Source organism: Pseudomonas sp. Ors-4-3C (assembly GCF_055755035.1).
In genome coordinates, this window is sequence record NZ_CM146900.1 from 6,087,072 (window position 1) to 6,111,741 (window position 24,670).

22 protein-coding genes and 1 riboswitch are annotated in these 24,670 nt (G+C 61.0%); of the genes, 16 read left to right on the plus strand and 6 right to left on the minus strand.

Annotated elements, in window-relative coordinates; translation table 11 throughout:
* Positions 1-37 precede the first annotated feature (37 nt).
* From msbA to ACVHNU_RS27540, 5 genes are all read left to right on the plus strand, one after another.
* The gene (gene msbA / locus ACVHNU_RS27520) at positions 38-1,840 is read left to right on the plus strand and encodes a lipid A export permease/ATP-binding protein MsbA (RefSeq protein WP_103485539.1); all 1,803 of its coding nucleotides are present in this window, start codon (positions 38-40) and stop codon (positions 1,838-1,840) included.
* Between the two features lie 290 nt (positions 1,841-2,130).
* The gene (gene hldE / locus ACVHNU_RS27525; RefSeq protein ID WP_473018670.1) at positions 2,131-3,552 is read left to right on the plus strand and encodes a bifunctional D-glycero-beta-D-manno-heptose-7-phosphate kinase/D-glycero-beta-D-manno-heptose 1-phosphate adenylyltransferase HldE; all 1,422 of its coding nucleotides are present in this window, start codon (positions 2,131-2,133) and stop codon (positions 3,550-3,552) included.
* 127 nt (positions 3,553-3,679) lie between these two features.
* Positions 3,680-4,654 carry a glycosyltransferase gene (locus tag ACVHNU_RS27530; protein WP_473018671.1) on the plus strand — a complete coding sequence of 325 codons (975 nt, stop codon included), beginning with the start codon at positions 3,680-3,682 and terminating at the stop codon, positions 4,652-4,654.
* Between the two features lie 3 nt (positions 4,655-4,657).
* Positions 4,658-5,359: a hypothetical protein gene (locus ACVHNU_RS27535; RefSeq protein ID WP_473020106.1), complete on the plus strand. Its 702-nt coding sequence runs from the start codon at positions 4,658-4,660 to the stop codon at positions 5,357-5,359.
* A gap of 58 nt (positions 5,360-5,417) precedes the next feature.
* Complete coding sequence (locus ACVHNU_RS27540; RefSeq protein ID WP_103521892.1) at positions 5,418-6,218, plus strand: hypothetical protein; 801 nt, start codon at positions 5,418-5,420, stop codon at positions 6,216-6,218.
* 3 nt (positions 6,219-6,221) lie between these two features.
* Here ACVHNU_RS27540 and ACVHNU_RS27545 read toward each other — a convergent pair whose 3' ends face one another.
* The 4 genes from ACVHNU_RS27545 to ACVHNU_RS27560 form a co-directional block, all read right to left on the minus strand.
* A complete protein-coding gene (locus ACVHNU_RS27545; RefSeq protein ID WP_473018672.1) occupies positions 6,222-7,187 on the minus strand; it encodes a metal ABC transporter ATPase in 966 nt (321 codons plus the stop codon).
* A gap of 31 nt (positions 7,188-7,218) precedes the next feature.
* Positions 7,219-8,031, minus strand: a complete 813-nt coding sequence (locus ACVHNU_RS27550) for an aldo/keto reductase (RefSeq protein WP_473018673.1) — start codon at positions 8,029-8,031, stop codon at positions 7,219-7,221.
* On the minus strand, positions 8,028-9,203 hold the full coding sequence (locus ACVHNU_RS27555; RefSeq protein ID WP_226499885.1) for an NAD(P)/FAD-dependent oxidoreductase: 1,176 nt from the start codon (positions 9,201-9,203) through the stop codon (positions 8,028-8,030). The genes ACVHNU_RS27550 and ACVHNU_RS27555 overlap by 4 nt, the downstream gene beginning before the upstream one ends.
* A gap of 205 nt (positions 9,204-9,408) precedes the next feature.
* A complete protein-coding gene (locus tag ACVHNU_RS27560) occupies positions 9,409-9,741 on the minus strand; it encodes a DMT family transporter (protein ID WP_003221050.1) in 333 nt (110 codons plus the stop codon).
* A gap of 102 nt (positions 9,742-9,843) precedes the next feature.
* Between ACVHNU_RS27560 and ACVHNU_RS27565 the strand changes: the two genes are divergently transcribed.
* Together ACVHNU_RS27565 and waaA are read left to right on the plus strand one after the other, a co-directional pair.
* Positions 9,844-10,746, plus strand: coding sequence for a LysR family transcriptional regulator (locus ACVHNU_RS27565; RefSeq protein WP_045122268.1), 903 nt, complete (start codon positions 9,844-9,846; stop codon positions 10,744-10,746).
* An 11-nt stretch (positions 10,747-10,757) separates the two neighbouring features.
* On the plus strand, positions 10,758-12,032 hold the full coding sequence (gene waaA / locus ACVHNU_RS27570; RefSeq protein WP_473018674.1) for a lipid IV(A) 3-deoxy-D-manno-octulosonic acid transferase: 1,275 nt from the start codon (positions 10,758-10,760) through the stop codon (positions 12,030-12,032).
* Positions 12,033-12,179: 147 nt separating this feature from the next.
* On the opposite strand, the gene ACVHNU_RS27575 is transcribed toward waaA, so the two are convergent.
* Positions 12,180-13,613 carry a TolC family outer membrane protein gene (locus ACVHNU_RS27575; protein ID WP_473018675.1) on the minus strand — a complete coding sequence of 478 codons (1,434 nt, stop codon included), beginning with the start codon at positions 13,611-13,613 and terminating at the stop codon, positions 12,180-12,182.
* Positions 13,614-13,819: 206 nt separating this feature from the next.
* Positions 13,820-13,925: riboswitch (TPP riboswitch) on the plus strand.
* A 145-nt stretch (positions 13,926-14,070) separates the two neighbouring features.
* Here ACVHNU_RS27575 and thiC point away from each other — a divergent pair.
* Together thiC and cytX are read left to right on the plus strand one after the other, a co-directional pair.
* On the plus strand, positions 14,071-15,960 hold the full coding sequence (gene thiC / locus ACVHNU_RS27580; RefSeq protein ID WP_003221055.1) for a phosphomethylpyrimidine synthase ThiC: 1,890 nt from the start codon (positions 14,071-14,073) through the stop codon (positions 15,958-15,960).
* A 188-nt stretch (positions 15,961-16,148) separates the two neighbouring features.
* On the plus strand, positions 16,149-17,441 hold the full coding sequence (gene cytX, locus ACVHNU_RS27585; RefSeq protein ID WP_103485531.1) for a putative hydroxymethylpyrimidine transporter CytX: 1,293 nt from the start codon (positions 16,149-16,151) through the stop codon (positions 17,439-17,441).
* Here cytX and ACVHNU_RS27590 read toward each other — a convergent pair.
* Positions 17,410-18,156 carry an RsiV family protein gene (locus tag ACVHNU_RS27590; RefSeq protein ID WP_003221058.1) on the minus strand — a complete coding sequence of 249 codons (747 nt, stop codon included), beginning with the start codon at positions 18,154-18,156 and terminating at the stop codon, positions 17,410-17,412. The genes cytX and ACVHNU_RS27590 overlap by 32 nt on opposite strands.
* Positions 18,157-18,384: 228 nt before the next feature.
* Here ACVHNU_RS27590 and ACVHNU_RS27595 point away from each other — a divergent pair, with 228 nt between their 5' ends.
* The 7 genes from ACVHNU_RS27595 (at position 18,385) to ACVHNU_RS27625 (ending at position 24,670) form a co-directional block, all read left to right on the plus strand.
* Positions 18,385-19,002, plus strand: a complete 618-nt coding sequence (locus tag ACVHNU_RS27595; protein ID WP_103485530.1) for an NUDIX domain-containing protein — start codon at positions 18,385-18,387, stop codon at positions 19,000-19,002.
* Positions 18,993-19,445 carry a DUF1249 domain-containing protein gene (locus ACVHNU_RS27600; protein WP_003221062.1) on the plus strand — a complete coding sequence of 151 codons (453 nt, stop codon included), beginning with the start codon at positions 18,993-18,995 and terminating at the stop codon, positions 19,443-19,445. Before ACVHNU_RS27595 ends, ACVHNU_RS27600 begins: the two co-directional genes overlap by 10 nt.
* A gap of 99 nt (positions 19,446-19,544) precedes the next feature.
* Positions 19,545-20,360 carry a 3',5'-cyclic-AMP phosphodiesterase gene (cpdA, locus tag ACVHNU_RS27605; protein WP_473018676.1) on the plus strand — a complete coding sequence of 272 codons (816 nt, stop codon included), beginning with the start codon at positions 19,545-19,547 and terminating at the stop codon, positions 20,358-20,360.
* A 241-nt stretch (positions 20,361-20,601) separates the two neighbouring features.
* On the plus strand, positions 20,602-21,210 hold the full coding sequence (locus ACVHNU_RS27610) for a YqiA/YcfP family alpha/beta fold hydrolase (RefSeq protein WP_003221066.1): 609 nt from the start codon (positions 20,602-20,604) through the stop codon (positions 21,208-21,210).
* A gap of 42 nt (positions 21,211-21,252) precedes the next feature.
* Complete coding sequence (parE, locus tag ACVHNU_RS27615; protein WP_003221068.1) at positions 21,253-23,160, plus strand: DNA topoisomerase IV subunit B; 1,908 nt, start codon at positions 21,253-21,255, stop codon at positions 23,158-23,160.
* Positions 23,160-24,149, plus strand: coding sequence for an esterase-like activity of phytase family protein (locus tag ACVHNU_RS27620; protein WP_145596081.1), 990 nt, complete (start codon positions 23,160-23,162; stop codon positions 24,147-24,149). Before parE ends, ACVHNU_RS27620 begins: the two co-directional genes overlap by 1 nt.
* Positions 24,146-24,670, plus strand: coding sequence for a retropepsin-like aspartic protease family protein (locus ACVHNU_RS27625; protein ID WP_103485526.1), 525 nt, complete (start codon positions 24,146-24,148; stop codon positions 24,668-24,670). Before ACVHNU_RS27620 ends, ACVHNU_RS27625 begins: the two co-directional genes overlap by 4 nt.

Here is a 24,670-nt window from a genome sequence, read left to right on the forward strand (position 1 = left end):
CTAAAGTCAGCGTCCTTTTTATCGACTTTCGCGTGATATGACCGACTCCAGTCCCGCCGCAAGCCCATCGAGCTTGAAAATCTACTTCCGCCTGCTCGGCTATGTCCGGCCGTACATCAGTCTGTTCCTGATCAGCATCGTCGGCTTTCTGATTTTCGCTTCGACCCAGCCGATGCTTGGCTACATCCTCAAGTATTTTGTCGACGGCCTGTCCAACCCTGAAGCGGTGCTGTTCCCCTCGGTGCCGTACCTGCGTGACCTGCAACTGCTGCAGGCCGTGCCGCTGCTGATCATCCTGATCGCCGCATGGCAAGGGCTGGGATCTTATCTGGGCAACTATTTTCTGGCCAAGGTTTCCCTCGGCCTGGTGCATGACTTGCGGGTGCAGTTGTTCAACAACCTGCTCGTACTGCCCAACCGCTACTTCGACAAACATAACTCCGGTCACCTGATTTCGCGCATCACTTTCAACGTGACCATGGTCACGGGGGCGGCAACCGATGCGATCAAGGTCGTAATCCGTGAAGGCATGACGGTGATCTTCCTGTTTGCCTCGCTGCTGTTCATGAACTGGAAGCTGACCCTGGTGATGGTGGCGATCCTGCCGCTGATCGCCGTGATGGTGCGAACCGCCAGCAAGAAATTCCGCAAGCAGAGCAAGAAGATCCAATTGGCCATGGGCGACGTCACGCACGTGGCCTCGGAAACCATTCAGGGCTATCGTGTAGTCCGCAGCTTCGGCGGCGAAGTCTACGAGGAAAAACGCTTCCTCAAGGCCAGCCAGAGCAACACCGACAAGCAACTGCGCATGACCCGCACCGGTGCCATCTACACGCCGATGCTGCAACTGGTGATCTACACCGCGATGGCCGTGTTGATGTTCCTCGTGCTGTATTTGCGCGGCGATGCTTCGGCCGGCGACATGGTTGCCTACATTACCCTCGCGGGCCTGTTGCCCAAGCCGATTCGTCAATTGTCCGAAGTCAGCTCGACCATCCAGAAAGGCGTGGCCGGTGCCGAGAGCATCTTCGAACAACTGGATGTCGAGCCGGAAGTCGATACCGGTACCGTCGAGCGCGACTCGGTCACCGGTCGCCTGGATGTGCGCAATCTGAGCTTCACCTATCCTGGCACCGAACGTCAGGTGCTGGACGATATCAGCTTCTCGGTCCAGCCAGGGCAGATGGTGGCACTGGTCGGTCGTTCGGGCAGCGGCAAGTCGACGCTGGCCAACCTGATTCCTCGCTTCTACCACCACAACAAAGGCGAAATCCTTATCGATGGTGTGGAAGTCGAACAGTACAAGTTGCTGAACCTGCGCCGTCATATTGCCCAGGTCACGCAGCACGTGACGTTGTTCAGCGACACCGTGGCCAACAACATTGCCTATGGCGATCTGGCTGGTGCGCCGCGCGAAGACATCGAGAAAGCCGCGCGTGATGCCTACGCGATGGATTTCATATCGCAACTGCCCGAAGGCCTCGACACTCAGGTCGGCGAGAACGGCGTGCTGCTGTCCGGTGGTCAGCGCCAGCGTCTGGCTATTGCCCGTGCACTGCTCAAAAACGCGCCGCTGCTGATTCTCGACGAAGCCACCTCGGCACTCGACACCGAATCCGAGCGGCACATTCAGGCGGCACTGGACCAAGTCATGAAGGGGCGCACCACACTGGTGATTGCGCACCGTCTCTCGACCATCGAGAAAGCCGATCTGATTCTGGTCATGGATCAGGGGCGAATCGTCGAACGCGGCACCCACGACGAGCTGCTGGCACAAAACGGTTATTACGCTCGTCTGAACGCCATGGGGCTCGACGCTCCGGCCGAAGATATCGCCTGAACCCACTTCAAATCTGGCGGGAGATCATTGTTCGGGGCTTTGCCCGGAATACTGGTCTCCCGTTTTATCTGGTATCGAGATTTTCATCTTCCTTGTCCAGACCGAATAAATTCCGCGCGCCGCGCTGACTTGGGCTCCTCGAAGAACTTTGACGCTTGTCGAGGGCCGGCAAGTGTTCAAAAGAGCCAGCAAGGTCTATAGCTGTTTCATACTGTTGCAGCCTGCACACAAGCCTGCGCCAACCCTGTGTTAATATCGCGCCCCTGTTCATTTTGTATGTGGGTTGCTCCATGAAGTTGTCCATGCCGCGATTCGATCAAGCCCCAGTCTTGGTGGTCGGCGATGTCATGCTCGACCGTTACTGGCATGGTGGAACCTCACGGATTTCCCCTGAGGCACCGGTTCCGGTCGTAAAAGTCGAGCAAATCGAAGACCGCCCGGGCGGTGCTGCCAACGTTGCCTTGAACATTGCCGCGCTGGGTGCGCCGGCGTCACTGGTCGGTGTGACTGGTGATGACGAAGCCGCCGACAGCCTGAGCAATAGTCTCAAGGGCGCGGGCGTGCGTGCCCTGTTCCAGCGCATTGCGCATCAGCCGACCATCGTCAAGCTGCGGGTCATGAGCCGGCACCAGCAATTGCTGCGTATCGACTTCGAAGAACCGTTTGCCACCGATGCACTGGCCTTGGCCTCGCAGGTCGACGATCTGCTCGAAGGCATCAAGGTGCTGGTGCTGTCGGACTACGGCAAAGGCGCGCTGAAGAACCATCAAGCCCTGATTCAGGCGGCTCGTGCCAAAGGCATTCCGGTGCTGGCCGATCCCAAGGGCAAGGATTTTTCGATCTACCGTGGCGCCAGTCTGATAACGCCGAACCTCAGCGAATTCGAAGCCATCGTTGGCGGTTGCGTCGATGAGCACGAACTGGTGAGCAAGGGCGCAGCCCTGATGCACGACCTGGAGTTAGGTGCACTTCTGGTGACCCGTGGTGAGCACGGGATGACATTGTTGCGCCCTGATCATCCGGCGCTACACTTGCCGGCTCGCGCCCGTGAGGTGTTCGATGTGACCGGCGCTGGTGATACGGTGATTTCCACCCTGGCGGCGGCGATTGCTGCCGGTGAAGAACTGCCTCACGCGGTCGCGCTGGCCAACCTGGCGGCGGGTATTGTCGTTGGCAAACTGGGTACGGCGGCGATCAGTGCGCCGGAGCTGCGCCGCGCGATTCAGCGCGAAGAAGGTTCCGAACGCGGTGTACTGGGTATTGAACAGTTGCTGCTGGCAGTCGACGACGCTCGGGCGCATAACGAGAAAATCGTCTTTACCAACGGGTGTTTCGATATTCTCCATGCGGGTCACGTGACTTATCTGGAGCAGGCGCGGGCTCAGGGCGATCGCCTGATCGTAGCAGTCAACGATGACGCCTCGGTCAGCCGGCTGAAAGGGCCAGGGCGGCCGATCAACAGCGTTGACCGGCGCATGGCGGTACTCGCTGGTCTGGGCGCCGTCGACTGGGTTATCAGCTTCCCGGAAGGTACCCCGGAAAACCTGTTGCGCGAGGTCAAGCCGGACGTACTGGTCAAAGGTGGGGATTACGGAATCGACCAAGTGGTCGGTGCCGACATCGTAAGTGCTTACGGCGGCACCGTAAAAGTACTCGGGCTGGTGGAAAACAGTTCGACTACGGCGATTGTCGAAAAGATTCGCAGCCGTTGATGTGAAGAGTCATGAGTGTTTTGAATCGTGCGGGAGCGCACGTTGTCATGGGGATTCATTCGTTCCATCAAAGCTGGGGCCAAATACCGTTGCGCGCGCCAGCTTTTGTCACCCGGTAATTTAATTTATGAAAGTCATGCTCCTGGTTATGGACGAGCAGCGAGTCATTCTGGACCGGTTGTACGAAATCGTGCAGCAGAACTGCGATGAATGCGTCGTCTACCGTTTGAGCAAGCAGCAGCAGATGAACCTGGGACCGTTCCTGGCATCTGTGGAGTATCAGACTTTCGATCGTGTTGTGATTTTCACGCGAGTCAAACGCGTCGTGCGTCAGTTGCGGGTGCTCAAATGCATTCCCGGCCTGATCTTCCTCGAACACGACGCGTACCAGAACTACATGCCCCAGAGTAAGTACCGCGGCGTGTATTCACGGCTGTACAAGCGACTTCCCGCGTGCCGGGCGTTGGTGTCCGGGGCGGTGGTCGCCCGCAAGATGCAGGCAGAAGGCATTGATACGGTGTTTGTATCCAAGGGCTATGACGAGCAGATGCTGCGTAATACCGGCACCGAGCGCGACATTCCACTGGGTTTTCTCGGCAGTCTGAAAAGCACCGAGTACGCACTGCGCAAAGCACTGCTGGAATCGCTTTCGCAGCGCACCGGGTTGCTGGTGACACGCACCAATTCCGGCACTGAATACCTGGAAACGCTCAATCGCATCAGGATCTTCGTCAGTGCCGACATCGGCATGAATGAGTTCATGATCAAGAACTTCGAGGCAATGGCGTGCGGTTGTGTGCTGCTGGCGTGGAGTCAGGGAGAAGAGGACCGTCTGCTGGGCTTCGAGGACATGCACAACACGGTGTTCTATCGCAGCGAAGACGAGGCCGTGGAGAAGATCCGGCTCCTGCAAAGCAATCCGCAGCTCGCCGATCGCATTGCCCGCAATGGCCAGGCATTTGCCGAAGACCGCTACTCCTTTGCCCGTGTCGGGCGAACCCTCGCTGCCGAAATCCAGCGCGAAATGCGTCCGTGGCAACCACCCTCGGCATTCTCGCGGCTATGGGTCAAGTTACGCTATGGGATGAAGGTGCCGGGTTAAATGATGGAGCATCAAGCGTCACGAACCGTTGCGCCCATGGCGCTGGATGCACTGCCAGGCGGCCATCAATCAGTGACTCAGGCATTGCCGCACGCCTTGATCGACTGTCTGCGTCGAGCACCACGGGTGCTACTTATTGCCAACAACCCAGCCATCACCCAGGCCGACGTCGACCGATTGGCCATCAACGCCGATGATGTGGTGGTCAGTTTCAATACCTGCGTCAAAGCGTCTTTGCTCAACCCGCAGAGCGTCAACCTGTTTGTTCATGGTTTCAATGCGCCGGACGCTTACTTCTTCGGCCTCCCTCCCGGCCCGGAGGTGCAGCGCCTGATCGAGCAGGGTGGACGGTGTTTCACCCTGCTGGTGGGCGCCACCGGGGCGATGTGTCCGATCCCGGGCGTCGCCCTTTTCTGGGAGCGTATTCCGCTGCCGCCCTTGTGGAATTATCCGGTGGAGCGTCCAGGCGGCAAGCGCTTTGTAGGGCCGTCCACGGGATTCAATGCGCTGGTGCTGCTGGACTGGTTGCGCGGGCAGGGCGATTACAACTACCAGCTCATGACGCTCGGTTTCTCCAATGAAGCGGGCAAACTGTGGAGCGGCCATGCCTGGGACTATGAGCGGCAATGGCTGCTGCAATCAGACGTGATCACCGTGCCGCTGTTGCCGCGTCCCTGGTGGCAGCGGTGGTTCCGCCGTCGCTAAACAATGCGACATTCGCAACGGGCTCGCGGTTGGTTTTACTTATAAAAGGTGTGGTCGAGTGTTGAACATTGCGGTGGCGTTTTTCGGGATTCCAAGGAACTCGGACATCTGTTTCCCTTCCATCGAGCAAAACGTTCTGGCGCAATTGCCAGCCGACTGCAATGTGCAGTGTTTCTACCATCTGTATCAGGTTGGCGAGGTCAGCAACGCAAGGTCCGGCGAGCAGGGTGAGCTTGCGGCTGACAACTATCGACCTTTCGAGTCGATGAAGGGCGGCATCACCGCCACCGACGGCGTGCTGGAGCGCTGGGATTTCGAACGGGTAAAAACCCTCGGCGACACTTGGAATGACGACTACGCCTCGCTGCGCAACCTGATTTATCAGCTCAATTCGCTGCACACCGTGACCACGATGATTGAGGCGTTCAACCCGGATTTCGTGGTGTTCGTGCGCCCGGACAATTTCTTTCACACGCCGTTGCCGGCCTACATGTTCAATCAGCCCGATGCCCGTCGACATAACGTCTACATACCTGACTGGCAGTGGTGGGGCGGACTGAACGACCGCTTTGCCGTCTGTGGGCGCGACACTTACAGGGCATATGGCAAAAGAATCGAGCGCATCTTCGACTTCTGCAAGGAGACGGGCAGGAAGCTGCATTCCGAGCGCCTGCTCAAGTTTGCCATGCAGCGGGCAGATGCCAGGGTCTGCACGCTGCCGACCCAGGCGTCACGCGTGCGGATCAATGGTGCGTTTGCCGAGGAGTCGTTTTCGCCCAAGCGGGGCATGGGCAAACGCGAGAATCGCTACTTTCACTGGTTCGCCACGTTGCGCACGTTCATGGACCGTCGACGCTAAACGCTATTTGCTCTGGCGACGTTTGACCAGACCGACCAGCTTCAATGCCTTGAGGCTCAATTGTCTGAGACTGGTGCGGGGTGCTTTTGGCGTCGCCAGCCCCTGCGCCACGAGCCAGTCCTTCCAGCGAATCCGCTCGTCCCGCACCAGCCAGCCATCCTGTCTGGCAAAGCTTTCGGCCAGATACAGACCGCGTGTACCTGCCGGAGACAACTGACCTTTCTTCAAGGTATACAGCTCGGCCAGCGGTTCGCCGTCCTGCAACGGCATCAGGTACAGATCGGGGCGCTTGCGGTCGAGTCGCGCGACAAGCTGATCGCCTTCCAGTCGTTCATCGACGTGAAACAGGCTCAAGGATTTGACTTCCTTGGGCACCTCCAGGCGCAAGTCATAGATCAGTTGCAGCGATGCGGTCGGCAGATGCACGTAGGCCCGTGGCCGTTCGAGCAATTGCAGATTGGCGCAGCGCACCGGCCGCGCCGAACCGGATTGCGGCGTCAGGCGAAACGGCAGGGCCTCGCGGTAATGCAGGGCGGACGAGTAGGGTGCGGGTAGCCAGGTGTCGTTGAAGCGTCCGCCGAGCCAGCCTTCCGGGGTTTCCAGCAGACACTCTTCGGCGATTTCCTGAATCGCCGTGTGCAACGGGATGTTCAGTTCTTGAGCAGGCACGTAACCGGAAATCAGCTTGAGCACCACATCGCCACGATCCTGCCGACGCTGGCGCACCAGCACCCAGTAATCGCGATTCTGCCAATGCAGGGTCAGGCGCACCGAGACCCCGAGGTTGGCCAGCTCCACCGCGAAGCGCTCGGCATCCGCCACGCTCACCGGTTTGCGCCGTTGCAGGGTCTGGGCGAAATTCAGCGGCATGCCGACGCTCTGATACGTCAGGCCTTCGGGCGTGGCCTCGACGAACAGCGGCAGTGTCTTGAAGTTGCTCGGGTTCTTTCTGATGAGCGTGCGCGGCATGTCGGCTCCTGCTTAAGGCCGCGGGGCGGCGTCAGTGACCACGAAGGACCTGGGCAACGGTCGCAACGTTATGGGCGAGGTGCAGCGGATTGATCGTCCCGACAATAGCACTGGCCACACCGGGCTGTTGGAACAACAACTCGAAGCTGGCGCGCACCGGATCCACGCCCGGACTCAGGCACACATGGCCGCTGGCCAGGGCTTTTTTCACCAGAATGGCTTTGCCGTGGGCAGCAGCATAGTCAATGACTGCCTTCTCGTTCTGTTCGTTCAGATTGTAGGTGACCATCGCGCAGTCCCCTTGCTCCAGCGCCTTGAGGCCGCCCTCGACCGTTTTGCCGGAGAAGCCGAAGCCGCGAATCTTGCCCTCGGCCTTCATTGCGGCGAGTGTGGCGTAGACCTCTTCGTGCTCAAGGATCGCCATGTCGTTGCCGTCGGAGTGCACCAGCACCAGGTCGATAAAATCGGTTTCAAGACGTTGCAGGCTGCGCTCGACCGACATCCGTGTGTGTGCGGCGCTGAAGTCATGGCGCGACAGGCCGTCGGCAAACTCTTCGCCGACCTTGCTGACGATCACCCAGTCCTGCCGCTGGCCGCGCAACAGCGGGCCGAGGCGTTCTTCGCTGCGCCCGTAGGCCGGCGCGGTGTCGATCAGGTTGATGCCCAGCCCTTTGGCCTGATTGAGCAGCATGCGTGCCGCGTCATCGTCGGGGATCTGAAAGCCGTTGGGGTATTTCACCCCTTGGTCGCGGCCGAGTTTGACCGTGCCCAGGCCCAGCGGTGAAACCATCAGACCGGTGCTGCCCAGTGGACGATGCAGTTCGTGCAGGGTAGGGACGCTCATGGCAACAATTGCTCCCAGGCCGGTACGCCCATCGGTGGTTTTGGCAATGCCGGCAACGGCTCGGTCGGTTGCGGCTGGATGCCGTCGCGCTGCAGCGAGGCAATAACGCGGTCGGCGAAGTCTGGCGCCAGTGCCAGTTTGGTCGGCCAGCCCACCAGCAGGCGACCCTGCTCGGCGAGGAAGGCGTTGTCCGGACGGCTCAAGCCGGTTTGCAGCGGCTCGGCGCGATCCACGCGCAAGGTCGCCCATTGCACCTGGCTCAGGTCGATCCATGGCAGCAACTGGCCAAGTTCTTTCTGCGCGGTGGCGATCTGCTCGGCCGGCTCGCGGGCCACGCCATCGCTTTCGGCAATGTCGCCGCCCAGGTACCAGACCCAGTTGCCATCAGCAGCCGGGTGAGTGGTGACGGTGATGCGCGGCTTGGTGCCACCGCCCAGACAATGGGCGTACAACGGCTTCAGGCTCGGGCCCTTGGCGATGATCATGTGTAGCGGCCGGCGTTGCATCGCCGGTTGGGTCAGGCCCAGGTCTTCCAGCAATCGGGCGGTACCGGCACCGGCACTGAGGACGATGCGCTGGGCGCGAATCTCGCGGCCGTCGACCTTCAGGCCGACCAGTACACCCGCTTCCAGCAGCGGCTCGATGGTTTGTCCGGCGAGCAGACCGTCACCGGCCAGATCGGCCAGGCGCTGAATCAGGCTTGGCACGTCGACCACCAACTCGGCGAGGCGGTAGACCTTGCCCTTGAAGCGTTTGTCTTGCAACGCGGGCGGCAGTTGCTCGCCCTTGACCTGATCGACCCGGCCACGCACGGCTTTACTGGCGAAGAAACTGGTGAGATTGCCGGCGAGGGTGCCGGGTGACCAAAGGTAATGCGCTTCGGACAGCAGGCGCACGCCGGACAGATCCAGCTCGCCGTTGCCGGCCAGCGCTTCACGCCAGCGGCGCGGCATGTCGGCGATGGCTTCCGAGGCACCGGTCAGCGCACCGTGCAACGCATACTTGGCGCCGCCGTGGATGATGCCCTGGGACTTCACACTCTGCCCGCCGCCGAGGCTGGCGCTTTCCACCAGCACGGTCGAAAAACCCTGGCGGCGCAGACGCGCATTCAGCCAGAGGCCGGCGACACCAGCGCCGACAATCAGAACGTCGGTGGAAATAACGGATGGCATGCAGCGACCTCAGTGTTCAAGACGAGGGCGCAGTATACAGACTCGGGAAAGAGGGGGATTTGTCGATGATCAACAGGGCAGATGCAAAACCAGATGTGGGAGCGGGCTTGCTCGCGAATGCGCTGTGTCAGTTAACAGAAATGTTGTCTGATAAACCGCATTCGCGAGCAAGCCCGCTCCCACAGGGGATGTGCGTTACTGCAAATCAGTGACCGGCAGTTTTCGAGAACAACTGGATGACCACCACACCGAGCACGATCAACGCCATTCCGAGCATCGCCGGCACATCCAGCTTTTGCCCATAAATGAACAGCGCCGCGACGCTGACCATCACGATGCCCATACCGGCCCACACGGCGTAGGCAACACCCACTGGCACGGTGCGCACCACCAGAGTCAGCATCCAGAAAGCGATCCCGTAGCCGACAATGACCAAGATCAGCGGCAGCGGGGTGCTCAAGCCTTTGACCGCTTTCATCGAAACGGTGGCGATCACTTCGGCGCAGATGGCGATAGCCAGGAAGGCGTAGGCGTTCATGTGTAGATCCTCATGTAAAACGTTGCTTGCTGAGGCGGCATTCTAGTCGCTCGCCAGATGGGGTAAAGTCATTACCTATCTGTTTTCAAGATGGGCCGCCGCATGAATACCCAGTGGAATCTCGATCAACTGCGCGCCTTCGTCAGCGTCGCCGAGCAACGCTCGTTCTCCGCCGTGGCGCGCCAGCAGCGCAAGGCGCAGTCGGCGATCAGCAGCGCCATCGCCATGTTGGAGGACGATTTGGGTGTCAGCCTGTTCGAGCGTAGCAGTGGTCGCCAGCCCCGGCTCACCGAAGCGGGGGAAGCACTGCTCGAAGAGGCACGCGAAGTGTTGCGCCAATGCGCGCGTCTGAACGGTCGGGCGATGGCGATGATGCGCGGCCAGGAAGCGCAGTTGCGCGTGGCGCAGGATGAAGCCATGCCGTATCAGGCACTGGTGGAAAGCTTCGATGCGCTGGCCGAGCAATTTCCCAGTCTCGAAGTGCAACTGACCAGCGCCGCCCAGGGTGAAGTCGCACGCAAACTGGTCGAGCGTCGTGCCGATCTGGGCCTGCTGTTCTATCACGATGAAATCCCCGAAGCGCTGGAACGACGGGTACTGGGCCGGGTAGAAATGGTCACCGTCTGCGGCATCAACCATCCGCTGGCGACGCAGTCCTACGTCACCTGCCAGCAACTGGCGCAGCATCGGCAATTGCTGATGTCGACGCAGACCAGCGTCTACCCCGGCAACGAACCGGCCAGCCCGCAAGTGTGGCGCGCCGACAGTTTCTACGTGATGGCCGAATGGCTGGTGCGCGATCTCGGTTGGGCGTGGCTGCCCCGGCATGTGGTGCAGTACTCGGCCTATCAGGGTTTGATGGTTGAACTGGACAGCGAATGGACCCCGCCGGCCTTGGTGGTGGAACTGGTCTGGCGCCGGGATGAACCCCTGGGGCCTGCGGCGCGCTGGCTGGCCGAACGTTTTGCCGTGCACTTGCGGGCGATTGGCGACAAAAGTCGATAAACTCCGCCGCCATGAATAGAACTCTCTACACCGCGCTGTTTTACCTGGGGCTGCCATTGGTGGCGATTCGGCTGTGGCTGCGCTCGCGCAAGGCCCCGGCGTATGCCAAACGGATTGGCGAGCGCTTCTCCTACGGGATGCCACCACTGCAACCCGGCGGGATCTGGGTGCACGCAGTGTCGGTGGGCGAAAGCATCGCCGCTGCGCCGATGATTCGCGCCTTGCTGCAACGTTATCCACAGCTGCCGATCACCGTGACCTGCATGACCCCGACCGGATCGGAACGGATTCAGGCACTGTTCGCCAACGAACCGCGCATCCAGCATTGCTATCTGCCCTATGACTTGCCGTGCGCAGCGGCGCGTTTTCTTGATCACGCCAAACCGAAACTGGCGGTGATCATGGAAACCGAACTGTGGCCCAACCACATTCATCAGTGCGCCAAACGCGGGATTCCAGTGGCATTGGCCAACGGGCGATTGTCCGAGCGCTCGGCCAAAGGTTATGGCCGTTTCAGCAAACTGACCGCGCCGATGCTCGCTGAAATGAGTTTTTTTGCGGTGCAGACCGAGGCTGAAGCCCAGCGCTTCCGCGATCTCGGCGCGCGCCCGCAGACGGTTGAAGTCACCGGTTCGATCAAGTTCGATCTGACCATCGACCCGCAACTGCTGCAACGTGCCGCTGAGCTGCGCGGACAGTGGCAAGCGCTGGAACGCCCGGTATGGATCGCCGCCAGCACCCACGAAGGCGAAGACGAGGTCGTGCTCGACGCCCATCGTCGGCTGTTGGCGAACTACCCGAATGCGCTGCTGATTCTGGTGCCGCGCCATCCCGAACGCTTCAACTCGGTGTTCGAGCTGTGCCAGCGTGAAGGCTTTGCCACGGTGCGCCGTTCGAGTGGTGCCAATGTCGAGGCGAACACTTCAGTGCTGCTCGGCGACACCATGGGCGAGTTGCTGTTTCTCTACGCGTTGGCTGACAGCGCTTTCGTTGGCGGCAGCCTGGTACCGAACGGTGGGCACAATCTGCTGGAGCCGGCGGCACTGGCCAAACCGGTGATCAGTGGCCCGCATCTGTTCAACTTCCTCGACATCGCCGCGCAATTGCGCGAAGCCGGGGCGTTGGCCGAAGTGGATGATGCCGAAGGGCTGGCGGTGGCAGTGCAGCGCCTGTTCGAATTACCCCGCGATGCGCAACGCATGGCCGAGGCCGGGCTGGCGGTGATGCGCCGTAATCAGGGGGCGTTGCAGCGGTTGCTGGATGGGCTGGGCAGGTTGATTCGCTGATTTGCACTCAACCCCTGTGGCGAGGGAGCTTGCTCCCGTTGGGCAGCGCAGCTGCCCCAAGACCTGATACATCGAGTTGCCAGGTTTACGACTGCTGCGCAGCCGAGCGGGAGCAAGCTCCCTCGCCACAGGTATCTTGTTTGCTGTTTACGGGCGCGCCTTGAGCTGTGCTTCGGCTGCCTTGGCCAGATCCGGCGGGAGGAAGTCCTTGTCCGGGTTGTAGTCGGGCTTCAGATAGCGCGCCAGGTCCTGCAAGTCACCCGGATTCAACGTTCCCGCTGCCTGCTTCAAACGCAGGTTGTCGAGGATGTAGTCGTAGCGGGTGTTGTTGTAGTTGCGCACCGAGGTGTACAGCTGACGCTGCGCATCGAGCACGTCGACGATGTTGCGCGTACCCACCTGATAACCGATTTCCGTGGCTTCCACCGCACTCTGGTTGGAGATGATCGACTGGCGGCGCGCCTGCACCTGCTCGACATCCGTGTTCACCGCGCGATGCAGGTTGCGGGTGTTTTCCACCACTTGCCGGCGCAGGGATTCGCGCTGTTGCTCACTCTGATCCAGCTGCGCATAGGACTGGCGCACTTGCGAGCTGGTCAGCCCGCCGCTGTAGATCGGAATGTTCAGTTGCAGGGCCAGGGTGCTTTGCTCGACATTGCCACCGTACGGAGTACCGAAGGCGTTCGGGTTGGCGAAGCCGAGGGCGTCGTTGTCACCCTTTTCGTATATGGCCACGGCATCGAGGGTCGGCAGGTGACCGGCCTTGCGCTGTTTGAGGGTCTGTTCGGCGGAGCTGACCGCAAAGTTGCTCGCCAGCAGATTGAGGTTCTGTTTGCCTGCGGTGTCGACCCAGGCCTTGGCGTCGTTTGGCGTCGGCGGCAGGATCGGCAGCGTGTGAACGATGCCCTGAATCGAGTTGTACTGGCGGTTGGTCAGAGTGATCAGCGCTTCGAACGCATCATCCACCTGACGCTGCGCAACGATCCGGTTGGCGCGCGCGGTGTCGTAGCTGGCTTGCGATTGCAGTACGTCGGTCTTGTCCGACAGGCCGACGTCGAAGCGCTCGTTGGACTGATCGAGCTGACGCTTGAACGCGGCTTCTTCAGCCTTGGTCGAAGCCAGGTTGTCCTGACTGCGCAGCACGTTGAAGTAGCTTTCGGCCGATTGCAGAATCAGGTTCTGCTCGGTGGCCGAGAGTTGCAGGGCGGCCTGTTCGTTGACGTCCTTGGCGGCCTGGTACTGGAACCAGCGATCAGCGCGGAACAATGGCTGGGCCAGGGTCGCCTGATAGGAATGCGCGCTGCGATTGGCAATGGCCGAAGGCTGGTCGATCGAGGTGCGCACGTCCGCCACTTCGGCGCCACCAGACAAGTTGGGAAGCAACCCTGCGCGGGCCTGTGGCACCACTTCTTTCTGTGCACCGTACTGGGCGCGGGCGGCGGCCAGATCGGCGTTGTTGTCGACCGCTTCCTGATAGACGCTGACCAGATCGGTCTTGGTCGACAAGGGCGCTTCTGCTGCCCAGGCCATTGCGTTGGACGCACAAGACACGGCAAGAGCCAGTGAAAGTTTGCGCAGCATGAGGCGATCCCTAGCAAAAAATATTATGAAAATAATGTGCGCGCCAAGGCTACGGCGCGGCCCCGGCAGCGTCAAGGCGCGCAAGGCACAGCGAGTGTAGTTGTGCAAACGTGCGGCAACAATCCTGCAAGTCCCGCTAATTACGCCATTCATCAAGGTGTTTGCTGCGGTGTTGGCGTTCTTTGCCGGTTGTGTCTAGACTGGCCGGGTTCTTGTCGGGGTGCCTTGCTATGAGGCTGAGATCGAATAATTTCGGATCCCGTTGAACCTGATCAGGTTAGCGCCTGCGTAGGGAACAAGATTTCTCGTCACCCGGCGAGTCCTCTTGTGCTTCGTCCGGGAAATTGTTCGACAATCGAACGCTCGACGACGATGCACAGCACCAGTCCTGGTGCGTCCGTGCCTTTCAGGTTCTGCTCCGACAATCCACTGCTGGATGCTGTCTGGAGAGCCCGTGATGACGACAAAATCAAAAAACGCGATCAACCTGAGTGACTCGGCCAAGGTCGATGAACAGTCCGTTCAACCCTTCACTCGTTCGCAGAAAGTCTACGTTCAGGGCTCGCGCCCGGACATCCGCGTGCCGATGCGCGAAATCACCCTGGATGTGACCCCGACTGACTTCGGCGGCGAAATCAATGCGCCGGTCACCGTGTATGACACCTCGGGTCCGTACACCGATCCGAACGTGGTGATCGATGTGCGCAAAGGTCTGGGCGACGTGCGTTCGGCGTGGATCGACGACCGTGGTGACACCGAGCGTCTGCCAGGCTTGAGTTCGAACTTCGGTCAGGAACGCCTCGCTGACCCGGAGCTGACCAAACTGCGTTTCGCTCACGTCAACAACCCGCGCCGGGCCAAGGCCGGGGCCAACGTCAGCCAGATGCACTACGCGCGCAAAGGCATCATCACCGCCGAGATGGAATACGTCGCCATCCGCGAAAACATGAAGCTGCAAGAGGCCCGCGCCGCGGGCCTGTTGACTCAGCAACACGCCGGTCACAGCTTCGGTGCGAGCATCCCGAAAGAAATCACCGCTGAATTCGTCCGTGAAGAAATCGCCCGTGGCCGCGCGATCATTCCGGCCAACATCAACCACGTCGAGCTGGAGCCGATGATCATCGGCCGTAACTTCCTGGTGAAGATCAACGGCAACATCGGCAACAGCGCGCTGGGTTCGTCCATCGAAGAAGAAGTGGCGAAACTGACCTGGGGCATTCGCTGGGGGTCGGACACCGTGATGGACCTGTCCACCGGCAAACACATCCACGAAACCCGCGAGTGGATCATCCGCAACTCGCCGGTGCCGATCGGTACCGTGCCGATCTATCAAGCGCTGGAGAAGGTCAACGGAGTGGCTGAAGACCTGACCTGGGAGCTGTTCCGCGACACGCTGATCGAACAGGCCGAGCAGGGCGTCGACTACTTCACCATCCACGCCGGCGTGCTGTTGCGCTACGTGCCGCTGACCGCCAAGCGTGTGACCGGCATCGTTTCCCGTGGTGGTTCGATCATGGCCAAGTGGTGCCTGGCGCACCACAAAGAGAACTTCCTCTACACCCACTTCGACGAAATCTGCGAAATCATGAAGGCCTACGACGTCAGCTTCTCGCTGGGCGATGGCCTGCGTCCGGGCTCGATTGCCGACGCCAACGACGAAGCGCAATTCGGCGAACTGGAGACCCTCGGCGAGTTGACCAAGATCGCCTGGAAACACGACGTGCAGTGCATGATCGAAGGCCCGGGCCATGTGCCGATGCAGTTGATCAAAGAGAACATGGACAAGCAGCTGGAGTGCTGCGACGAGGCGCCGTTCTACACCCTCGGCCCGCTGACCACCGACATCGCTCCGGGTTACGACCACATCACCTCGGGTATCGGTGCGGCGATGATCGGCTGGTTCGGTTGCGCGATGCTCTGCTACGTGACGCCGAAGGAACACCTCGGCCTGCCGAACAAGGATGACGTGAAAACCGGGATCATCACCTACAAGATCGCCGCCCATGCCGCCGACCTTGCCAAGGGCCATCCGGGCGCGCAGATTCGTGACAACGCCTTGAGCAAGGCGCGTTTCGAATTCCGTTGGGAAGACCAGTTCAACCTCGGTCTCGACCCGGACACTGCCCGTTCGTATCACGATGAAACCCTGCCGAAGGACTCGGCCAAGGTCGCGCACTTCTGTTCGATGTGCGGGCCGAAATTCTGCTCGATGAAGATCACTCAGGAAGTCCGCGAGTACGCGGCCAACCAGCGGATCGACGCGGTCGACGTGGATGTCGCCCAAGGCCTCGCGGAACAGGCCGAGCGGTTCAAGAAGGAAGGCAGTCAGCTGTACAAGAAGGTTTGATCTGACCTGAAGTCTGCGGTGTCTGTGCTGGCCTCTTCGCGAGCAAGCCCGCTCCCACATTCTGAATCCAGTTGTTCACAAAACTTGTGTTCACGGGAGATCCAGTGTGGGAGCGGGCTTGCTCGCGAAGGCGTCAGAACAGGCGCCAAGGATCTCAATGACAAAAATACTCCTCCGAGATAACACCCTTGAGCATTCAACCCAGCACTTATTCCCCCGACCTCGCCGTACCCGCCGACAAGCGGGTATTCGGCGGTCGCGATCTGTTTTCCCTGTGGTTTTCCCTCGGCATCGGCCTGATGGTGTTGCAGACCGGTGCCTTGCTGGCGCCCGGTCTCGGCCTGTCCGGTTCACTGCTGGCGATCTTCCTCGGCACCCTGGTCGGCGTGCTATTGCTGGCAGCAGTCGGGGTGATCGGCAGCGACACCGGCCTGTCGTCGATGGCCGCGCTGAAACTCAGCCTCGGCAGCAAAGGCGCGGGCCTGCCGGCGCTGCTCAACCTGCTGCAACTGATCGGTTGGGGCTCGTTCGAAATCATCGTCATGCGTGACGCCGCCAGCCTGCTCGGCACCCGTGCGTTCAGCGAAGGTTCGCTGTGGGCCAGCCCGATGCTCTGGACCTTGTGCTTTGGTGCGCTGGCGACCCTGCTCGCCGTCAGCGGGCCGCTGACGTTCGTGCGCAAGATCCTGCGTAAATGGGGCATATGGCTGATCCTCGCGGCCTGCATCTGGCTGACCTGGAACCTGTTCGCCAAGGCCGATCTGGCTGCGCTTTGGGCGCGTACCGGGGACGGTTCGATGCCCTTCGCCGTGGGCTTCGACATTGCTATCGCGATGCCGCTGTCGTGGCTGCCGCTGATCGCCGATTACTCGCGTTTCGGCAAGCGCGCGAAGAACGTATTTGGCGGCACCGCCATCGGTTTCTTCATCGGCAATTTCTGGTTGATGAGCCTCGGCGTGGCCTACACCCTGGCGTTCGCGCCGAGCGGTGAAGTCAACGCGTTACTGTTGGCTTTGGCCGGTGCTGGCCTGGGGATTCCGCTGTTGCTGATTCTGTTGGACGAGTCGGAAAACGCCTTCGCCGACATTCACTCGGCGGCGGTGTCGAGCGGGATTCTGTTGCGCTTGAAAGTCGAGCATCTGGCCTTGGCCATCGGCGTGCTCTGCACCCTGATCGCGCTGCTGGCGCCACTGGCGCAGTACCAGAACTTCCTGCTGCTGATCGGCTCGGTGTTCGCGCCGCTGTTCGGCGTGGTACTGGTCGATCACTTCATCCTGCGCAAGCGCCGGGGCCAGGTCGCTGCGGCCGCGTTGCGCTGGCCGGCGCTGTTGGCGTGGCTGGGCGGTATCAGCACCTACCACTTGCTGGCGAATCTGTATCCGGATGTCGGCGCGACCCTGCCGGCGCTGGTGCTGGCAGGGCTGCTACAGCTGGTGCTCGGCCGAGCCTTCAGCTACGGCCCGGAAACAGCTCGGGTTTGAGAATGCCGTTCAGGCGCGCGTAAGGGATCGTCATTTCGATCAGGCCCAGCGCGTAAGGCGCGATGGTGCTCACGTTGTACTTGAGCACCACGCCGCCGGTTGTCAGGGCCACGTTCGGGGTTTTCACGAATGGCCAATTCTTCACGAACTCCGGTTCCTGATCGAGCCTGGTGTTGATCAGCCAGCTGTTGTGCACCACCTGTGCGGCTTTCCAGAACATTTCTTCCTGACCCGGCAGCAACATGTCCGACAGGCTCAGCACTTTGTGCTGCTGACGCGAATAGTTGATGAAGCCGCGCCCCGGTGTGTCATGAGCGCCACCGGTGTCGAGGTAGCTCGACAACTCGATGATCACCAAGCCGTCATGCTGCTCACGTACCTTGGCCTGCAAATAGCTGCCGTAGTGTGGGTCGGCGGTGCGCAGGAACTGATCACGATAGGCGGCCAGCGTTGGTGCCACCGGCGCATTTGGCTCGCTGCGGGTCATTTGCAGCAGACGCTTTTCAATGATGCCATCCAGTGCCGGCTCAGCCGGGAAACGCAGGGTATCGATGTTTACCAGTGGGCAGTCCGGGCCGGAACAGCCGGGTTTCAGGGTTTCCGACGCATCGCGGGTGGTTTCCAGCGGCGTGCGGTAGCTGGGCTGGAACAGGCTCGAGCATGCGCCAAGAGTCAGGGCGATGGCGGCCACGGAGGCAATTTTGAAGAGCGACATGGGCGTCCTTTGTGAAACAGAGGAAGGCAAAAAGTTATCCGCTTCGACTCTCGTCGAGGCAGTCAGTTCGCCACTAAGCTAATTAGAGTGGGTTTCGCCTCCACCGTCCATCCCGCTGACGGTAAAGGGGCTGCATCAATCATCGCGGGCGCGTTAGGATGGCGCGAAGTCGAGGTTGCCAGTCACCCAAAGCAACCTCGAATCGGATTTGCAGTAGAGAGGATGCTCATGACTGATTTTGCCAACGCCACTCCGGCCACCGTCGATGTTGTAAAGCGCGAGCGCTGCTACGAGGGCTTCTACAAGCTCGACCGTTTGCACCTGCGCCATGAGCTGTTCGCCGGCGGCATGAGCCGCGAGATCAACCGCGAAGTCTTCGTGCGTCACGATGCCGTGTGCCTGCTGCCCTACGATCCGCAGCGCGATGAAGTGGTGCTGCTCGAGCAGTTTCGCGTCGGCGCCATGGGCAAGACCGACAACCCGTGGCTGGTCGAACTGGTCGCCGGTCTGATCGACAAGGCTGAAGTGCCGGAAGAAGTTGCTCACCGCGAGGCGCAGGAGGAAGCTGGACTGGACATCAAGTCCTTGTGGCCGATGACCAAGTATTTTCCGTCGCCGGGCGGCAGCAATGAATTCGTGCATTTGTACCTGGGGCACTGCAGCACCGACGGCGTGGGCGGCCTGCATGGGCTGGAGGAAGAAGCAGAAGATATCCGCGTCACGGTCTGGGCGTTCGAAGATGCCTTGCAGGCCGTCCGTGACGGACGCATTGCCAACGCGGCGAGCATCATCGCCTTGCAATGGCTGGCGCTGAACCGCGCCGAAGTGAGGGGGTTATGGTCGTAAACAAGCTGCGCGATCGTTATCGAGTCGACCTCGCGGGGCTGCAAGCTGCCTGCGAGGCCAACTACGCGCGCCTGATGCGACTGGTGCCGGACATGCGCAACGAACCCGAGGCGCGGCGCATCGCCGTGACCCAGGGCGAGCAGATGCTCGGCGTGCTGGCCCTCGAAGTGCTGCAGACCTGTCCGTACACCACCACCTTGCAGGTGCGTCAGGAACACAGTCTGCCGTGGCTGCCGGTGCCGCAGCTGGAAGTGCAGGTCTACCACGACGCGCGCATGGCCGAGGTCATCAGCGCTGAACATGCACGACGCTTTCGCGGCATCTATCCTTACCCGAACGCCGCGATGCATCAGCCGGATGAAAAGGCCCAGCTCAATCTGTTCCTGGGGGAATGGCTGAGCCATTGTCTGGCCCTGGGGCATGAGTACGAAGTCGTACGCTAGTTGTGAACTGCGTCCGGTTCGTCGGTTTCCTCTTTGTGTCATCCCCCAGCATAATTGCGCCATTCAACCGATTCCGTGCTTTTGCCCTGGGAGAACGCCTTGCCGAGCGTATCCACATTGACCACCGCCGATCCGGCGTTGCTGGTGCAGTTATCCGACAGTCATCTGTTCGCCGAGGCGGACGGCACACTGCTGGGCATGAATACCCGCGAAAGCCTGCAAAAAGTCATCGAGCTGGCGCTGGGTCAGCAGCCACAGATTGATCTGCTGCTGGCCACGGGGGATATTTCCCAGGACGGCACCCTCGAGTCGTATCGACAGTTTCGTGACCTGACGCGGCAGATCAGTGCGCCGGCGCGCTGGATTCCCGGCAATCACGATGAGCCGCGAATCATGGCCGAGGCCGCGGAGCAAAGCGCGTTGCTGGAATCGGTGGTGGACATCGGTAACTGGCGGGTGACCTTGCTCGATTCGGCGGTGCCGGGTTCTGTGCCGGGTTATCTGCAGGACGATCAGTTGCAGTTGCTCGCACGTTCGCTGAGCGAAGCCCCGCAGCGCCATCATCTGGTGTGTTTCCACCATCATCCGGTGCCGATCGGTTGCGCGTGGGCGGAGCCGATCGGCTTGCGTAACCCGGAAGCGTTTTTCGCGGTGCTGGATCGTTTTCCGCAGGCCCGCGCAGTGCTGTGGGGGCATGTGCATCAGGAATTCGACCGCGAGCGCAACGGCGTTCGGCTGATGGCCTCGCCTTCGACCTGCATTCAGTTCGAACCGGGGAGTGAAGACTTCAAGGTGGGCGAGCAGGCGCCGGGATATCGCTGGTTGCGGCTGTTGCCGGATGGACGGCTGGAAACCGGCGTCGAGCGCGTTACCGACTTCGAATTCACCGTCGATTACGGCTCCGAAGGCTACTGATTTCGATCAAGAGCCCCTCACCCCAGCCCTCTCCCGGAGGGAGAGGGAGCTGACCGAGGTGTCTGGCGTTATCCATCGACCTGAAAGAATGTGTCGATTATGGATTCGCTGAAACTCGCTCAAGTCGGTGTAGCTCTTGAATATCCCCCATTCAGTCCCCTCTCCCTCCGGGAGAGGGCTAGGGTGAGGGGCTTTCTCCCTGTAAACTCCGCTATCTTTCGCCGACACCCAGGGAGCTCAAATGTCCGGTTCGATCCTCTATATCCACGGTTTCAACAGCGCCCCGGCTTCGAAAAAGGCCTGTCAGCTGGTCGAGGTAATGGAGCGGCTGGGTTTGAGCGACCAATTGCGTGTCCCGGCGCTGCATCACCACCCGCGAGAAGCCATCGGTCAGTTGCAGCAGGCGATTGCCGAGCTGGGCCGGCCGTTGCTGGTGGGAAGCTCGCTCGGCGGCTACTATGCGACTCACCTGGCTGAGCGCCACGGCTTGAAAGCCCTGCTGGTCAACCCGGCGGTCAGCCCGCACCGGATGTTCGACGGATACCTGGGCACGCAGAAAAACCTGTATACCGATGAGACCTGGGAATTGACCCGCGACCATGTGACGGCCCTGGCCGAGCTGGAAGTGCCGGCGCCCGTGGATGCACAGCGTTATCAGGTGTGGTTGCAGACCGGCGATGAAACACTGGATTATCGCCTCGCCCAGCAGTATTACCGGGCCTGTGCTCTGCGCATTCAGGCCGGCGGCGACCATGGTTTCCAGGGTTTTGCCGGGCAGTTGCCGGCGTTGCTGAGTTTTGCCGGCATTGGCGCCGATTTGTATCAGGCAATCGATTTCACCGCACTGTGAAGTCTTGCCCCTTTTTCATTGAATCACTGACGACGAGACCCTATGGCCACTCCCAGCGCTAGCTCTTATAACGCCGACGCCATCGAAGTCCTCTCGGGCCTCGACCCGGTGCGTAAACGCCCCGGCATGTACACCGACACCAGTCGGCCGAACCACCTCGCCCAGGAAGTCATCGACAACAGTGTCGACGAAGCCCTGGCCGGCCACGCCAAATCGGTGCAGGTCATTCTGCACGCCGATCACTCGCTGGAAGTCAGCGACGACGGTCGCGGCATGCCGGTCGACATCCACCCGGAAGAGGGTGTGTCGGGGGTCGAGCTGATCCTCACCAAGCTGCATGCGGGCGGCAAGTTTTCCAACAAGAACTACCAGTTCTCCGGCGGTCTGCACGGGGTGGGTATTTCCGTGGTCAACGCCTTGTCGACCGAAGTCCGGGTACGGGTAAAACGTGACGGCAACGAATACCAGATGACCTTCGCCGATGGCTTCAAAGCCACCGAACTGGAAATCGTCGGCACCGTCGGCAAGCGCAACACCGGGACCAGCGTGTACTTCGCGCCGGATCCGAAATACTTCGATTCACCGAAATTCTCCATCAGCCGCCTCAAGCACGTGCTCAAGGCCAAGGCTGTGCTGTGCCCGGGGCTGCTGGTCAGCTTCGAAGACAAAGGCACCGGCGAGAAAGTCGAGTGGCATTACGAAGACGGTCTGCGCTCCTACCTGGTGGACGCGGTCAGCGAATTCGAACGCCTGCCGGACGAGCCGTTCTGCGGCAGCCTGGCCGGTAACAAGGAAGCGGTCGATTGGGCGCTGTTGTGGCTGCCGGAAGGTGGCGATGCGGTGCAGGAAAGCTACGTCAACCTGATCCCGACGGCGCAGGGCGGTACCCACGTCAACGGTCTGCGTCAGGGCCTGCTCGATGCGATGCGCGAGTTCTGCGAATTCCGCAGCCTGCTGCCGCGCGGCGTGAAGCTGGCGCCGGAAGACGTCTGGGAGCGCATCGCTTTCGTGCTGTCGATGAAGATGCAGGAACCGCAATTCTCCGGCCAGACCAAAGAGCGCCTGTCGTCCCGTGAAGCGGCGGCGTTTGTCTCCGGTGTGGTCAAGGACGCGTTCAGTCTGTGGCTCAACGCCAACCCGGAAACCGGTCTGGCGCTGGCCGAACTGGCGATCAACAACGCCGGTCGCCGCCTCAAGGCGAGCAAAAAGGTCGAGCGTAAGCGCGTCACCCAGGGGCCGGCGCTGCCGGGCAAACTGGCTGACTGCGCGGGTCAGGACCCGATGCGTTCCGAGCTGTTCCTGGTCGAAGGTGATTCCGCCGGTGGTTCCGCCAAGCAAGCGCGGGACAAGGAATTCCAGGCGATCCTGCCGTTGCGCGGCAAGATCCTCAACACCTGGGAAGTCGACGGCAGCGAAGTGCTCGCCAGCCAGGAAGTGCACAACATCGCCGTAGCGATCGGGGTCGATCCGGGCGCCGCAGACATGAGCCAGCTGCGCTACGGCAAAATCTGCATCCTCGCCGACGCCGACTCCGACGGTCTGCACATCGCCACGCTGCTGTGCGCGTTGTTCGTCCAGCACTTCCGCCCGCTGGTGGATGCCGGTCACGTCTACGTGGCGATGCCGCCGCTGTACCGCATCGACCTCGGCAAAGAGATCTACTACGCCCTCGACGAAGCCGAGCGCGACGGGATTCTCGACCGTCTGGTGGCCGAGAAGAAACGCGGCAAACCGCAGGTCACCCGATTCAAAGGTCTGGGTGAAATGAACCCGCCGCAACTGCGTGAAACCACCATGGACCCGAACACCCGGCGTCTGGTGCAGTTGACGCTGGGCGACGATTTCGCCGAAACCTCGGAAATGATGGACATGCTGCTGGCGAAGAAACGCGCCGGTGACCGCAAGACCTGGCTCGAATCCAAGGGCAACCTCGCCGAGGTGCTGGCCTGATGCGGTTTGGCTGGGCCTTGGCGGGTGCCTTGCTGCTGAGTGCGATGAGCGTGTCGGCCGAACCGCTGCAGGAGCTGCGTGTGCTCTCCGAACACCCGGTCGACGGCATGCGCGGCGGCAACCTGTCGGGGCTGGCCATGTGTGGCAGCGAGTTGTGGGCGGTGTCGGACCGTGATGATGATCAGATCTACCGGCTCAATACCGCCGATCAGGTCTGGCAGGCCGAAGCCTTGCATATCGACGTGCCGCCAGTGCCGGAGACCGGTTTGCCGTGGGGGTTGCGCTCGCGCAATTGGGCCGCGTCGTTCGTGCGCGGTGGCGACCTGGATTTCGAAGGCATCAGTTGCGACAGCACTGGCAATCGCTACATCGTCAGCGAGGGGCACGCGGCGGTCTTGCAGGTGCCCGTCAGCGGCCCGGTCAACTGGCTGAAGATTTCGCCGATGATGGTTCGCGAAGCGCGGGCCAGTGGCATGCTCCTGCATTTCAATGCGATCTTCGAAGGTCTGGCGATCAACCCGGCGGGCGATCAGATGTGGCTGGCCGGCGAACGGCAAAACCGCGGCTTGCTGCTGATCAAGCGTCAGCAGACAGTGTGGGATTGCGACGGTCGTTGCGTGCTGCTCAGCGAGGGCGGCAAGGAGATGCAGCCGCCGCAGTTCCCGCACGCCAAAGCGGTCGACCGCGACTTTTCCGACCTTTCGTTGTTCAACGGCAAATTGTTTACCCTTGAACGCAACGCCTTCCAGATTTGTCGGCGCGACGCGCAGACTGCCAAGGTCGAGCGCTGCTGGTCGTACGCCGCTGAACTGTTGCAGGCCAACCGCCGTTACTCGCAAAACTTCGGGTTGGAAGAGGCGCTGATCGTTGATGCGGAGGGGGCGTGGGTCGGCGTCGACAATAATTTCGGCCCGCGGGCCGACGGTGAGGTTCGGCCGATCGTCTGGCGCTTCGCCGCGCCTGAAGGTGGCTGGAGCGCCAAGCCGTGAGTCAGCAACCGCCGGGCAAGCGCGCCGGTCGGGTGTTGATGATTCTGGCCTGGTGCGCGGGGCTGTTTCTGGCTACGCGGTTTTTCGGCCAGTGGGAAGAACGGCAGCAGAATCCGAACGTCGTGGTCACGTCCGAGCAGCATGACGGGGTGATCGAAGTGCAACTGGCCGGCAACGCCCAAGGGCATTTTGTCGCCAGCGGCCAGATCAACGGGGAACCGGTGGAGTTCATGCTCGACACCGGCGCGACCGATGTGGCGATCCCGGCGGATCTGGCCAAGCGTTTGAAACTGGAAGAGGGTTTCGGTGTGACCCTGAGCACGGCCAACGGCCTGAGCCAGGGCTATCGTACAAAAATCGACCGCCTGCAACTGGGCGACATCGTGCTGCGGGATGTCCGCGCACTGGTCGCGCCGGGGCTGCATGGCGATCAGGTGCTGCTCGGCATGAGCGCCCTGAACAAACTTGAATTTACCCAGCGCGGTGGCACCATGCTGCTGCGCCAGACAACGAACCGATGA

Coding starts and splice junctions, on each gene's coding strand:
- parE (WP_003221068.1), top strand. CDS start 21,253: ATGGCCACTCCCAGCGCTAGCTCTTATAACGCCGACGCCATCGAAGTC.
- hldE (WP_473018670.1), top strand. CDS start 2,131: ATGAAGTTGTCCATGCCGCGATTCGATCAAGCCCCAGTCTTGGTGGTC.
- ACVHNU_RS27590 (WP_003221058.1), bottom strand. CDS start 18,156: ATGTCGCTCTTCAAAATTGCCTCCGTGGCCGCCATCGCCCTGACTCTT.
- ACVHNU_RS27555 (WP_226499885.1), bottom strand. CDS start 9,203: ATGCCATCCGTTATTTCCACCGACGTTCTGATTGTCGGCGCTGGTGTC.
- msbA (WP_103485539.1), top strand. CDS start 38: ATGACCGACTCCAGTCCCGCCGCAAGCCCATCGAGCTTGAAAATCTAC.
- ACVHNU_RS27610 (WP_003221066.1), top strand. CDS start 20,602: ATGTCCGGTTCGATCCTCTATATCCACGGTTTCAACAGCGCCCCGGCT.
- ACVHNU_RS27565 (WP_045122268.1), top strand. CDS start 9,844: ATGAATACCCAGTGGAATCTCGATCAACTGCGCGCCTTCGTCAGCGTC.
- ACVHNU_RS27575 (WP_473018675.1), bottom strand. CDS start 13,613: ATGCTGCGCAAACTTTCACTGGCTCTTGCCGTGTCTTGTGCGTCCAAC.
- ACVHNU_RS27595 (WP_103485530.1), top strand. CDS start 18,385: ATGACTGATTTTGCCAACGCCACTCCGGCCACCGTCGATGTTGTAAAG.
- ACVHNU_RS27550 (WP_473018673.1), bottom strand. CDS start 8,031: ATGAGCGTCCCTACCCTGCACGAACTGCATCGTCCACTGGGCAGCACC.
- waaA (WP_473018674.1), top strand. CDS start 10,758: ATGAATAGAACTCTCTACACCGCGCTGTTTTACCTGGGGCTGCCATTG.
- ACVHNU_RS27535 (WP_473020106.1), top strand. CDS start 4,658: ATGGAGCATCAAGCGTCACGAACCGTTGCGCCCATGGCGCTGGATGCA.
- ACVHNU_RS27620 (WP_145596081.1), top strand. CDS start 23,160: ATGCGGTTTGGCTGGGCCTTGGCGGGTGCCTTGCTGCTGAGTGCGATG.
- ACVHNU_RS27560 (WP_003221050.1), bottom strand. CDS start 9,741: ATGAACGCCTACGCCTTCCTGGCTATCGCCATCTGCGCCGAAGTGATC.
- thiC (WP_003221055.1), top strand. CDS start 14,071: ATGACGACAAAATCAAAAAACGCGATCAACCTGAGTGACTCGGCCAAG.
- ACVHNU_RS27545 (WP_473018672.1), bottom strand. CDS start 7,187: ATGCCGCGCACGCTCATCAGAAAGAACCCGAGCAACTTCAAGACACTG.
- ACVHNU_RS27530 (WP_473018671.1), top strand. CDS start 3,680: ATGAAAGTCATGCTCCTGGTTATGGACGAGCAGCGAGTCATTCTGGAC.
- ACVHNU_RS27600 (WP_003221062.1), top strand. CDS start 18,993: ATGGTCGTAAACAAGCTGCGCGATCGTTATCGAGTCGACCTCGCGGGG.